This window comes from Maritimibacter alkaliphilus HTCC2654 (genome assembly GCF_000152805.1).
GTDB lineage: Bacteria > Pseudomonadota > Alphaproteobacteria > Rhodobacterales > Rhodobacteraceae > Maritimibacter > Maritimibacter alkaliphilus.
In genome coordinates this window covers 70,044-81,417 of record NZ_CH902579.1, presented here as the reverse complement: position 1 = coordinate 81,417, position 11,374 = coordinate 70,044, and the positions used below count along the sequence as shown (strand labels likewise).

Genomic DNA, 11,374 nt, shown 5'->3' with positions numbered 1-11,374 from the left:
GCAGCGTTTGCGTAGCACAACGCGTTCGGGTCGCTCGTAGGACGCTATTTTGCCGGAATGTCACGAGAAGCCGTCGACGATGGTGCCGGCCGAGAAGATCAGCACGATCCCGATGATGACCGAGGCGAACCAGCCCCAGTTCAGCCGTCCCATCATGCACATGAAACCGGTGCCGATGACCGCGAGCGTGGCGACCGCGATCCCGATGGGACCGGTCAGCGCGGCCTCGACGGTTTCCAGCATGGTCTGGATCGGTGACAAGTCTTGCGCGAGGACGGGCGTTGCGAAAGCCGCCAGGGTTGTGGCGGCAGGCAAGAGGCGGCTGAGGCGATGTCGAAGCATGCGAAGTTCCCTTGTTTTACTGAAGTTCGATAAGGACCGGCGCGCGGGCAGGCACGCGGGTCGCGACACGGATATCCGGCGCGGAAAAAGGCGCACCCGCCAGCCGGGACCGGATCCGATGGATGCGCGCGATGTAGTCGCGAGTCTCGGTGAAAGGCGGGGTGCCGGAATACTCGACCACGCGGTGCGGCCCGGCATTATAGGCTGCGAGCGCCAGGTTGATGTCCTTGAATGTGGCCAGCTGCGCGAGCAGATAGCGTGCGGCGCCGTCGAGGTTCTGTGAGGGATCGCGCGGATCGACGCCGAGCGCACGGGCAGTATCCGGCATCAGCTGGCCAAGACCATAGGCACCCTTGGGGCTCACGGCAGTCGGATTGTAGCTGCTTTCGGCCTCGACCAGGGCTTGGAAAAGGACCAGCCAGTCGTCCTCATCGAGGCCGACTTGCCGCAGGGCGCGGTTCCCCTGGTACCGGTCAGCAGTCGTGCGGATCAGGGAGAGGATGTCGTCGCGTCCGGACGGCGGTGTGGCATCCAGCGAGGCAAGAACCACCCCGGCCTCAGCGCTATCACCCAGCCCCGCCCAGGCAGGTCGTTCGCCATGAAAGGTCCAGCCCGAGGTCCGGGCTGTCCCGTCGCGGCCGAAGGCGATGACGTCAGCCGCGCTCCTCGAGGGTAATGCTGTAGTCAGGACCAAAGCGCAGATCGCGCCCGTCACCGAACTCGAGATGATGTTTGAAGAGTCCCGGCCATATGTTGAAATACCGCGGCTCTGGCCCGTGCGGGGTGATCCGGGTCGAGACCAGAATGGCTTCCGGCTCGCCCTCGCGCAGGTAGATGCACTGGTAGCGCGGCTTGCCATCGTCCGTGAACCCCACGAGTTCATACCGGCAGCGGAACGCTATGCCCTTCTCGGACAGGTCTTTGACACCATCGATGGTGATCAGGATCTGGTTGCGCGCTATCGGCATGTTCGGACTCTCCCCACGAGAGCCCTTCTACTTCACGACACTAAGGCCATAAAGTCATATGGAGTCAATACGACATATTGCAGATAAACACATATTGCGCGATAGTCTGCGCAACTTTTGCGGGAGAGCGACATGAAGCGACAGATGATGGCAGCTGCAATGGGAGTGATGGCGGTGTTCGGAGCCCCGGAGAAAGCGCGGGCCTATGACGTCGACTGCGCCATCATGCTCTGCATGGCGGGAGGCTTCCCCCCGAGCGCGGTCTGCGCGCGCGCCTATCGCACCATGATCCGCCGCATCACACCCTGGCCGAGCCTGCCGCCCTTCGGGGTCTGCACCTTTGCCCATGTGCCGGCCGAACTGGGCGGACCCGGCGGCGAGGGCGAGCTCGACACCAACTTGCCTGAATACGAATGGCTGAACCGGACCCATGTGATCTGGTTCACCGGTCAAGCCTATAGAGAAAGGGGAGGTGATCGGTATTGGGACTGGTCGCTTCGTTCCTGCGACCGAGAGAACCGCACCTGCCGGTACATCCAGCGGGTCTACCGATCCCACACGCCCTGGCCCGTGACATTCATCTCGGAAAGCGGGCAGGAGATTGCCTTTCCGAGCGGCGGAAGTTCCTCGTACTTCTATTTGCGCAGCATCATGGTCGAATACGGAGACTACGAGGGCACGGTGGGTCACTCGGAGTGGTTCTCCTACTGATCCTGGCTGCTTGGCAGCTTTAGTGAAATCGGCCGTACTGTGATACGCGTGTGGTCGTAACTGTTTGGATCCACAAACTGGCGGCGGCTCACGCTTCCATCATTCCAGCGGTAGTCGGTAAACACATGGGTTTCCGCCGTTCCGTTGATGATAAACCCTTCCTGAAAGGGCCAGGCTGTCTTTTTCTTAATCAATTGAATGCCCAGAAAATAATTCAATCCAAGAGAGTATTTACGCGAATAATTAGTGATCTAAAATAGCAGATAGTGAGCGTATGGCGGTAATTTGCTTGCTAGTGGAGGGTCCAATATTTCACTTGAATGTTGGTAGCTTGGAAGGCATTAGTCACCCCAGCCGATGCGCTAGCGATCAGCGGCACCCGGTGGGGGGTGCCTGACAGGGCAGCTAACCTGCGTGCCGCCCGGCGAAAACCTTTCATACGCGCAACGATTTCACTTGGCAGGCGATGGGGTTCATTGGTTGAATATATTAGTAATCTAAGTAATCAAGGGCAATCGCGGGAGGAAACGTCATATGCGCATGGTGAATATGGATGCAAACCATGCTCTCTCTGGTAAGGAGCAGCTGTATTGTGGGGGCGCATGGGTTCCGCCAAGCGCAGGAAATTACGAGGAGACTTTTAACCCGGGCACAGGTCAGCTGATCGGATTAGTGGCTGCGGCGACCCGGGCCGAGGTGGACGTAGCGCCTGCGTGTTTGAAGGAATGGCGTGATGTTGCTCCTCTTGAGCGTGCCAGTATTCTGCAGGAAATCGCGGCTCTCTTGCACAAGCGCGGAGATGAGCTTGCGATGATGGACGCGGCCAATTGCGGCAACCCATATACCGAGGTGCGCGGCGACGCGGCCATCGCGGCGGCCCAGATGGAGTTTTTCGCCGGTCTTGTGACTGAAATGAAGGGCGACACGATCCCTTTGGGGCCGGATCGGGTGAATATGACCCTGCGCCAGCCGCTTAGTGTTGTGGCACGTATCCTGGCGTTCAATCATCCGTTCATGTTTTGTGGCGGTAAAGTGGCGGCGCCTTTGGCGGCAGGGAACGCTGTCATCATCAAGCCGCAGGTACAGGCGCCTTTGTCTGCATAGCGCCTGGCAGAGATTGTTTATGGCCTGATGCCCAAAGGCACATTCAACGTGTTGCCGGGTGATCTAGAGGCAGGTGCTGGCCTGGCCGAGCACCTTGGCGCTGCAAAGGTCACGCTTATTGGCTCTGTGTCGGCTGGCCGGGCTGTGATGCGAAGCGCCAGCGCTACGGGCAAACCTGTACTGCTGGAACTGGGTGGCAAGAACGCGCTGATTGCCTATCCCGACAGTGATCCGAAAAAGATTGCGGACGCGATTGTCGCTAGAATGAACTTTGGCTGGTGCGGCCAGTCCTGTGGCTCGATAAGTCGCGCATTCCTGTACGAGGATATCCACGACGAAGTCATTTCCTATCTGGCCGAGTCTGTTGAAAGATATAAGCCGGGCGTTCCGACGGATCCTGAAACCACGATAGGCACGATTGTCAGCCGTGCGCAGTTCGACCGGGTCATGGGTTTCATTGACTCTGCCAAAAGTGAGGGTGCGCGCGCCGTTACTGGCGGTTATGCGGTCACGGATAGTCCGCTGGCGAAAGGCAGCTTTATCGCGCCGACGATTTTTGCGGATGTAACGCCGCAGATGCGTATCGCCCGTGAAGAGATTTTCGGGCCAGTTCTTGCGGTTCGCAAATGGTCGGACGAAGATTCCATGCTGAACGAGGTCAATGCACTTGAGCTTGGGCTGCCCTGTGCAATTTGGACTCGGGATCTGGTGATGGCTCATCGTACGGCTGCACGCGTCGAGGCCGGGTTTGTTTGGGTTAACGAAGTCGGTCGGCATTTCCTTGGTGCCCCGTTCGGTGGGGTCAAGCAATCGGGTATCGGGCGCGAAGTAGGTATTGGCGAACTGATTTCCTTCACCCATGAAAAGAATGTGCATATCAATCTGTCGGGTCAGTGACCCGGTGCGTAGGTAATGTGCGAACGGGGTCTGGGATCCAAAAGCTTTTTCTGTATTGATTGCTTTGGCCGGGATGAGGCCATCCCTTCCTGCCCCTTTTGCAAACCGATAAGGATCTAAAAAATAATGAGCAATGTTGCGAACGTCCCCGATATCATCCTCGAACCCATGGTTCGGAACGCTATTATGGAGGACCTGGGTGCCGCAGGCGACGTGACAACCCGTTCCGTTCTGCCTGAAGGCACGCGCTACAAGGCGCAAATGCGTGCACGGCAGGACGCGGTTGTTTCTGGGATGCAGGTGGCCTCTCTCGCGTTTCGGCTGATTGATCCCAATCTTGTGGTCGAGACTGTCGTGGCGGATGGTACGGCCTGCAAAGCGGGCGATACGTTGATGCGTATAGAGGGATCGGCGGCGTCGATCCTTGCCGCAGAGCGTGTTGCCCTGAACTTTGCCGGACGGTTGTCTGGGACGGCAACCTTGACAGCGTCCTATGTTCAGGAGCTTGCGGGTACCAAGACACGTATCACCTGTACACGCAAAACCACACCGGGGCTGAAACTTGTCGAAAAGCTCGCCATTTTGCATGGCGGCGGCCACAATCATCGGTTTTCCCTGTCCGATGCGATCCTGATCAAGGACAACCATATCGCAGCGGCTGGTGGCATCAAACAGGTGCTGGAAGCCGTTCAACGAAATGTGGGTCACATGGTCGTGGTAGAGATCGAGATCGACGGTTTGCATCAGTTGGACGAGGTGCTTCAGACCGGGGGCGCAGATGTCATCATGTTCGACAATATGTCGACCGAAGACATGGCCGAAGCTGTAAAGCGCATTGACGGGCGGGCGAAGACCGAAGCCAGCGGGAATGTGACCCTTGGCCGTTTGCGCGAAATCGCATCGGCAAATGTGGATTATATTTCCTCCGGTGCTTTGACCCATTCGGCGGGAACCGTCGATTTCGGTTTGGATTTCTGATCCTCTGAGCCGCTCCAGACCGTCTGAAATGCAAAATGCCCGCCCTTTCGGCGGGCAATGGATACCTATTGCGTACGCCTTTCAAAATGGGGCGCTGTTGCATCAACACTTCATAAGGAAAGGTCAAGACACATGACAGACCACAGGCTGTATCAGGTTGAGCGCCCAGTATCGTCGGATAGTTTGGGGGTGTGGGGTAGCGATGTATTTGCGGATATATTGCGAGGTTTGGGGGTGAGTGAAGTATGTTGCACTGAACCCGGGGTCGAGCTTTCGGGGTTTGCACGACAGCCTTGTGAACCACCTTGGCAATGAAGATCCGCAGATGCTGTTGTGTCTGCACGAAGAGCATGCGGTTGCGATTGCGCATGGCTATGCGAAGGTGGCGGGGGAGCCATTGGCGGTGATCCTGCACAGCAACGTGGGTCTGATGCATGGTACGATGGCGATCTTCAACGTGTGCTGCGACCGTGTGCCGGTTCTGATTTATGGGGCGACGGGGCCGGTTGATGCGGCGCTGGAATCGATGTTGCGTGCGGATGTAATCGCGTGGAGCGAACCGAAAGGCCCGACCTATGTGAACTTCGACGTGTCGATCCAGGAAAAGCAGCACGAGAAGGCACCGGAGTTGCCAGATTTTGCGCGTTACCAGCCGTCGCCTCCGGCGGCACCCTCGGCCGAAGGAGTGGCGCGGGCGGCAGATCTGCCGAAGAACGCCAAGGCGCTGGGGCGAAGGTTCTGACGGATATCCGGAACGGGGCGTCCTTCCCGACGGATCACCCGCAGCATCGCGGCAAACCGGCCTTCTTCATTGACGATGCGGCGGGCGCGGTGCTGCGCGAGGCGGATGTGATCCTGAGCCTGGACTGGCTGGATGTCGCGGGCACGCTGAAACTGGCGGGCGATGTGAAGGCGCAGGTGATCCAGGCGTCGCTGGATTATCAGCTGCACAATGGCTGGGGGATGGAGCATCAAGCGCTGCCTGCGGTCCGGATGTTGCGATGCATGCGATTGCCGATGCTCTGGGTGTAGGGGCGGGCGAGATGCCCGGTGATTTACCGATCAAACCTGCGCTGAACGCCCCCGATGCAGAGGTTGAGCTTGATATCATGACGCAGGCCGGGGCGCTTGGCGAAGGTCTGGAAGGTGTCTGTGCCAGCTTTGTGTGTTTGCCGTTGGGCTGGGCGGGCGAGGCGTGGCACTTCCGTCACCCACTGGACTTCGAGGGTTCGGATCGTCTGCGGACCGAAGGCTGGGAGGTCGTTCGCGGCCCCCAGATCACCCTAGGTGTTCCGCTGCGGCTGACGGAGGAACAGCGGCAGGCGCTGCTGTCGGACGTTGCTATCATCGTGGTCAGTTCGCGGTCGGGGCTGAGCGACGCGGATCTGGACGCCTCGCCACGGCTGCGGGCGCTAGTACTTCCAACGATCGGGGTGGGTGCGGGAGATCTGGGAGGCCTGTGCCGCGCGCGGTCTGATCGTGACGAATGGTGTAACGCCCGAGAACTTTTTGGGGATGCCCGAAGCGATAGGGATGCTGATGCTGGTGCTGCTGTACCGGCTGCATGAATCCGAGCGCCTGCTGCGCGAGAATGCGGGCCGACCGCAACAGATATTTGCGCGGATGGTGCGAGGCCGGGCGATCGGATTGATCGATTCGGGGCGGATAGGACCGGGTGATCGAGCGACAGTTGGCGTTCGAGCCGGCACAGATCCGGCACAGATACTGGTGCACGATCCGTTCCTGATACCGGACACCGCACCTACGGGCGTGGGGCTGGTGAAACGCGCTGAGCTTCTGGCCATGTGTGATGTTGGTGAGCCTCCATGTGCCGTTGAACGCGCTGACACGAGGAATGATCTGCGAGGCCGAACTGCGCATGATGAAGCCGGATGCGGTGTTAATCAACACCTCGCGCGGGGTTTCATTGATGAGGATGCGCGGGTGCGGGTGATGACAGCAGGACACCTAGCCGGTGCTAGGCTAGGCGTGACGGAAACCGAACCGCTGCCCGCCCGCTGCGCGGCTTCGACCGGGTGATCCTCCCCCCGCATATCCCGGGACACACCATTGAGCTCTACACCGTCTTGCCCGACATCTTCGTCGAAAACGCAACACGCATCAAGCGCGCAGAAACCCCCAAATCGAAAAATATGGAGAGAAAAAATCGAAAAGTTGTAAGCAGGGTTTGCTGCAAGATTTACGTCGGTTTGCGCGCACCGCATGTCACTAGCTGTAAAAGTAGTGACATTGTTGAGGCTTGCATCTTCGTAAGATGACAGGGATAGTCTCGGACCTGTAGAAGCCCAGAACTGATTTTGGGCAATAGATGTTTGTGGTCTGAGCATACATGAACGAAAAATCTGATTCCGCGTTGAAAGACGACGGTTTGACCCAATATAACGAGCGCATTGCTCGCTTGGTACGTCTTGCGGCAAGAGGGTTTAACCGTGCGTTGCAGCTGCGGTTACAGACGCAAAATGTGACTTTCGGGCAGTGGATATTCCTTCGAATCCTTTGGCAGGAAGATGGTTTGTCGCAACGAGAGTTAAGCGAAAGAGCACATCTGACAGAGCCTACTGCGCATACTGCACTCAGCCGAATGGAAGAGCTTGGATATATTGAACGCCGCAATGTGGCTGGGAACCGTCGTCGTCAGCATGCTTTCCTCACGGAAAAAGGTTGGGAGTTGCGGGAGCTCCTGGAGCCTTTGGCACACGAAGTGAATAACGCCGCCATCAGAGGCCTGAGTGGTGCCGAAGAGAAAACATTGCGCAAGGCCCTTGCTGTAATGATTCGAAACCTCGAAGATGATGAGGAAAAAGCTGCTTTGAGCGGTGTCCGCGTCCCACCGACCAGAAGTAACCTTGGATCCTGAAGGTCTCTTTAGCTTCATCTGCGATAGCCGGGCCTTTTAGGCTCGGGTGATTCCGTTGGGCTACTTCCGCTGAGATGTATGGTTTTGGGGAAGCTCTGAGAGAGTTCGGAATAGTCTTGTGCTAGGCCTTGGGCGTGCTGCAACCTTATGTGAGTAGGGGTTTGGATGCTCTGCGAGAGCGTTCAAGCCATTCGCAGTTCTTAACCTAAATTTTTGGACGGTGTCTCGGTTTCGATCATGGTTGACGCAAAGTTCGGTTTTTAATAATGATCTATAAGATAGATATCTAAATTTAGAAATCTATGATAATATGACAGGGAGGAAACCATGAAAAAGCAAATCAAGGCTGCCGTTGCGGCGCTGAGCATCTCCGTTATCGGGACCGGCGTCATGGCGGACAGCGTCAACGTCACGTTGTCCGGGGGGAGTCCGTCAGGTCTTTGGTCGCTGCTGGGCGCAGGGATCGACCGGGCTGTGAAGGTTGACGATGCAAGCGGTGTCGTGACCTACCAGGCCACTGGTGGCGGTTTCGCAAATATCGGTCTGCTGGGTGCAAACCGGACCGATCTGGGTCTGGCCCATGATGCAGAAATCAAGCTGGCGCTAGCGGGTGATGAGCCGTTCAAGGCGCCCATCGAGAACCTTCAGGCAATCGGGTACATGTACAACTGGGCCCCGATGCATTTCTTCATCAAGAAGTCTCTTGCCGAAGAGTATAACATCGACAGCATCGACGACTTGGCGAAGTCGGGCGCTGCAATCCGTGTGGCGAACAACAACGCAGGTAACATCGTGGCCAATATTGCCACTTTCATGCTGGAAGAAGCAGGCTATGACGAAGGAACGATTGAAGCGAATGGCGGCGTTCTGGTGCGTGGCGGTTCGTCCCAGCAGGCAGACCTGATCAGCGATGGCCGTACGGATATGGTGATCAACGGTATCTTCGTTGGGCACTCGTCGTTCCGCAAGGTTGATGAAGGCAACGACGTTGTTCTGCTGAGCGTGCCTCAGGATATCATCGAAAAGACCAATGAGCGTTTTGGCACCGGGACCTACGTCATTCCCGCCGGAAACTATAAGAACCAGACTTCCGATGTTATCACGCTGGCACTTGGCGCGATGGTAATCACCTCTGATGCCTTGCCCGAAGAAACCGGTTACATGCTGGCCAAGAGCATTGCCTCGAACATTGATGAAATCCGCGGCGTTCATAACGCAATGAAACAGCTCTCAACTGAGTTGCTGGTTTCGCAGAGAACGCTGCCGTTCCACCCGGGCGCGAAGCGCGCCTACATGGAGCTGGGGCTTCTCAAGTAAGCCTTCGGAAAACAATGCCGGTGCGCTGACCAAAGCGCACCGGATTCGTTTGCAAGAGTGCCTCTGTCGTGCTCTGGCCGTGCTGATCACGGGCAGTAGGATGATTTTGCGCACTCAAAGCTGACCAAACCTCACAAACATGGAAATGGTGCCAGCATGAATTTCCCTTCTCTTACCGAAACTGGACGCCGTCGGAAGCTAGAGCCACCCATGCGGACCGTCGTCATGGTTCTGGCCGCGGCGTTCGCGGCATGGGTGATTCACTCTAATCTGTTCATTATCGCAGACCCGCTCATTCAGGGGATCCTGTTCGTATCCGGGATTTTCACGATTCTCTTCTTGGCGATTGGTGCAACCGCGAAAGCGCCAGATAGCATTCCATTTTATGACTGGATGTTGTCTGCGCTCAGCTTGGCCTGCGGGATTTACTTCTATGTAAGCTCTGGCGAGATTTCGGACCGTATCAGCCTGCTGGACCAGTTCACGACGGATCAGTTGTTCTTTGGGTCGTCACTGCTGTTCCTGACCATCGAAGCCACGCGCCGGACAACTGGCTTGGGGCTGACAGGCGTTGTGATGCTGTTCCTGATTTACAACCTTTTTGGCTATCTTCTGCCGCCGCCGTTCGGGCATCGCGTCAGCGAGTTCAGCTATCTGCTCGATATTCTGATCTTCACCACAGATGGGTTGTTCGGTGTCCCGCTTCAGGTTGTGGCAAGTTACGTCTTCCTGTTCGTGATGTTCGGGACTTTCCTTGCCAAGGCTGGGGGAGGGGACTTCTTTTTCAACCTGGCGGCTCTGGTCACCGGGGGCGCACGAGGCGGCCCTGCAAAGATCGCCATCATTTCGTCGGGTCTGTATGGAACCATGTCTGGTAGCCCAACCTCGGATGTTGTGGCCACGGGGTCCATCACGATCCCGGTGATGAAGCGCTTGGGCTATAAGGCCCGGTTTGCGGGTGCGGTTGAAGTTGCGGCGTCCACGGGGGGCAGTGCCATGCCGCCGATTATGGGTTCGGCTGCCTTCATCATGGCAGAGTATTCGGGTATCTCGTACAATGCGATCGTGCTTGCCGCGCTTATTCCTGCGTTGCTGTACTATATGGGCGTGTTTACCCAGGTGCACTTCCGCGCAGTGAAATACGATCTGCGGCCTTCTCAGGATGAAATCCCGACGACGAAGGAAACGTTCAGAACCGGCTGGGTTTTCTTGCTGCCCATTATCGGGATCATTGTGGCGCTGATACTTGGCTATTCGCCGACCTTCACCGCAGGTGTCGGTGTTCTGGTGACAATCCTTGCGTCGATGATCCTCAAGCAAACGCGGATGTCGTTGTGGGCAATGGTGGAAGGCCTTGGCACAACCACCCTGCAAATTTTGCCTGTCGCTGGGGCATGTGCTGCTGCTGGTCTGGTTATTGGTGGCCTGTCTATGACAGGATTGGGGATGAAATCGGCTAACGTGATCCTGACGGTCAGTAATGCGCAGCCGCTGTTGACGCTAGTGATTGCTGCTGTGGTGACCATTGTGCTGGGCTTGGGTATGCCGACTCCGAGTGCGTATATTCTGGCGGCTGTGCTTGTCGGCCCCGCTCTTTCCAAGCTGGGTTTCCCTCTGCTGCCGAGCCAGATGTTCCTGCTCTACTATGCAATCCTGTCTGCTCTGACGCCGCCAATCGCTGTGGCTGCAATCGCAGCGTCTGCGATTGCTGATGACGATCCATTCAAGATCGCATTCTCGGCTGTGCGGCTTGCAATTGTTGGCTTCCTTCTGCCGTTCGCTTTTGTCTGGAACCCCGGCATCGTTCTTGAGCTTGGTCCGTTGGCAAATACGCTTGCTGTTATTGGTGCCGTTGCTGGTGCTCTTGCAGTCTCGGCGTCAATGGAAGGCTTTATCAAAACCCAGCTCAGCTCGTTGGAGCGAGGTCTCCTGACGATTTTTGCAATTGGCGCGGTTAGCCCGTACTTCGCGGTCTCAATTGTGTGTACCTTGCTTATCATCGCTCTGGTTGGACGACAGGCCTTGTTGAAGGAAGAAGTCCCCGCAAGCGGGTAACGTCAGCCACGTGTAATGTGCTGAATGCGAATCCAAAGTGGCCGCCAGGTTTGGCGGCTACTTGCCGTTTTGACTGAGAGACGGAAAAGTTTCAGGCCGCGTCTTTGGTTCCAATCGCGGTCTG

At 57.1% G+C, this 11,374-nt stretch carries 13 protein-coding genes and 1 pseudogene; 10 read left to right on the top strand and 4 right to left on the bottom strand.

Annotated elements, in window-relative coordinates:
* Positions 1-60: 60 nt before the first annotated feature.
* The 3 genes from RB2654_RS20935 to RB2654_RS20925 are packed head-to-tail and all read right to left on the bottom strand — an operon-like array spanning position 61 to position 1,310.
* Positions 61-342 carry a TrbC/VirB2 family protein gene (locus RB2654_RS20935; protein WP_036761582.1) on the bottom strand — a complete coding sequence of 94 codons (282 nt, stop codon included), beginning with the start codon at positions 340-342 and terminating at the stop codon, positions 61-63.
* Positions 343-358: 16 nt separating this feature from the next.
* Positions 359-1,057 (bottom strand): lytic transglycosylase domain-containing protein, encoded by a 699-nt coding sequence (locus RB2654_RS20930; protein ID WP_342665834.1) that lies wholly within the window; start codon positions 1,055-1,057, stop codon positions 359-361.
* The gene (locus RB2654_RS20925) at positions 996-1,310 is read right to left on the bottom strand and encodes a hypothetical protein (protein ID WP_008335576.1); all 315 of its coding nucleotides are present in this window, start codon (positions 1,308-1,310) and stop codon (positions 996-998) included. The genes RB2654_RS20930 and RB2654_RS20925 overlap by 62 nt, the downstream gene beginning before the upstream one ends.
* Before the next feature lie 132 nt (positions 1,311-1,442).
* Between RB2654_RS20925 and RB2654_RS20920 the strand changes: the two genes are divergently transcribed.
* Complete coding sequence (locus tag RB2654_RS20920) at positions 1,443-2,021, top strand: hypothetical protein (RefSeq protein WP_040885919.1); 579 nt, start codon at positions 1,443-1,445, stop codon at positions 2,019-2,021.
* Here RB2654_RS20920 and RB2654_RS23075 read toward each other — a convergent pair.
* Positions 2,015-2,239: a hypothetical protein gene (locus RB2654_RS23075; protein WP_239368556.1), complete on the bottom strand. Its 225-nt coding sequence runs from the start codon at positions 2,237-2,239 to the stop codon at positions 2,015-2,017. The two genes, RB2654_RS20920 and RB2654_RS23075, sit on opposite strands and share 7 nt — an antisense overlap.
* Positions 2,240-2,555: 316 nt before the next feature.
* Here RB2654_RS23075 and RB2654_RS20915 point away from each other — a divergent pair.
* The 9 genes and pseudogenes from RB2654_RS20915 to RB2654_RS20885 all read left to right on the top strand — a co-directional run bounded on the left by RB2654_RS20915 (position 2,556) and on the right by RB2654_RS20885 (position 11,250).
* A pseudogene (locus tag RB2654_RS20915) lies at positions 2,556-4,022 on the top strand (aldehyde dehydrogenase family protein).
* Between the two features lie 126 nt (positions 4,023-4,148).
* Positions 4,149-5,000 carry a carboxylating nicotinate-nucleotide diphosphorylase gene (nadC, locus tag RB2654_RS20910; protein WP_008335572.1) on the top strand — a complete coding sequence of 284 codons (852 nt, stop codon included), beginning with the start codon at positions 4,149-4,151 and terminating at the stop codon, positions 4,998-5,000.
* A gap of 280 nt (positions 5,001-5,280) precedes the next feature.
* On the top strand, positions 5,281-5,742 hold the full coding sequence (locus RB2654_RS23750; protein ID WP_008335565.1) for a thiamine pyrophosphate-binding protein: 462 nt from the start codon (positions 5,281-5,283) through the stop codon (positions 5,740-5,742).
* A gap of 89 nt (positions 5,743-5,831) precedes the next feature.
* Positions 5,832-6,032, top strand: a complete 201-nt coding sequence (locus RB2654_RS23745) for a hypothetical protein (RefSeq protein ID WP_008335562.1) — start codon at positions 5,832-5,834, stop codon at positions 6,030-6,032.
* Positions 6,002-6,568 (top strand): hypothetical protein, encoded by a 567-nt coding sequence (locus tag RB2654_RS23970; RefSeq protein ID WP_234994837.1) that lies wholly within the window; start codon positions 6,002-6,004, stop codon positions 6,566-6,568. The genes RB2654_RS23745 and RB2654_RS23970 overlap by 31 nt, the downstream gene beginning before the upstream one ends.
* Positions 6,534-7,040 carry an NAD(P)-dependent oxidoreductase gene (locus RB2654_RS23965; protein WP_243614727.1) on the top strand — a complete coding sequence of 169 codons (507 nt, stop codon included), beginning with the start codon at positions 6,534-6,536 and terminating at the stop codon, positions 7,038-7,040. Before RB2654_RS23970 ends, RB2654_RS23965 begins: the two co-directional genes overlap by 35 nt.
* A 310-nt stretch (positions 7,041-7,350) precedes the next feature.
* A complete protein-coding gene (locus tag RB2654_RS23065) occupies positions 7,351-7,878 on the top strand; it encodes a MarR family winged helix-turn-helix transcriptional regulator (RefSeq protein WP_232237206.1) in 528 nt (175 codons plus the stop codon).
* A 327-nt stretch (positions 7,879-8,205) separates the two neighbouring features.
* Entirely contained in the window at positions 8,206-9,195 is a 990-nt protein-coding gene (locus RB2654_RS20890) for a TAXI family TRAP transporter solute-binding subunit (RefSeq protein WP_008335546.1), read from the top strand.
* Positions 9,196-9,405: 210 nt separating this feature from the next.
* On the top strand, positions 9,406-11,250 hold the full coding sequence (locus tag RB2654_RS20885; RefSeq protein ID WP_008335545.1) for a TRAP transporter permease: 1,845 nt from the start codon (positions 9,406-9,408) through the stop codon (positions 11,248-11,250).
* Positions 11,251-11,374 lie beyond the last annotated feature (124 nt).

Excerpts from the sequence above, each read along its gene's own strand:
- RB2654_RS20935 (WP_036761582.1), bottom strand. The coding sequence starts at position 342 with ATGCTTCGACATCGCCTCAGCCGCCTCTTGCCTGCCGCCACAACCCTG.
- RB2654_RS20925 (WP_008335576.1), bottom strand. The coding sequence starts at position 1,310 with ATGCCGATAGCGCGCAACCAGATCCTGATCACCATCGATGGTGTCAAA.
- RB2654_RS20920 (WP_040885919.1), top strand. The coding sequence starts at position 1,443 with ATGAAGCGACAGATGATGGCAGCTGCAATGGGAGTGATGGCGGTGTTC.
- nadC (WP_008335572.1), top strand. The coding sequence starts at position 4,149 with ATGAGCAATGTTGCGAACGTCCCCGATATCATCCTCGAACCCATGGTT.
- RB2654_RS23970 (WP_234994837.1), top strand. The coding sequence starts at position 6,002 with ATGCATGCGATTGCCGATGCTCTGGGTGTAGGGGCGGGCGAGATGCCC.
- RB2654_RS23965 (WP_243614727.1), top strand. The coding sequence starts at position 6,534 with ATGCTGATGCTGGTGCTGCTGTACCGGCTGCATGAATCCGAGCGCCTG.
- RB2654_RS23065 (WP_232237206.1), top strand. The coding sequence starts at position 7,351 with ATGAACGAAAAATCTGATTCCGCGTTGAAAGACGACGGTTTGACCCAA.
- RB2654_RS20890 (WP_008335546.1), top strand. The coding sequence starts at position 8,206 with ATGAAAAAGCAAATCAAGGCTGCCGTTGCGGCGCTGAGCATCTCCGTT.
- RB2654_RS20885 (WP_008335545.1), top strand. The coding sequence starts at position 9,406 with ATGCGGACCGTCGTCATGGTTCTGGCCGCGGCGTTCGCGGCATGGGTG.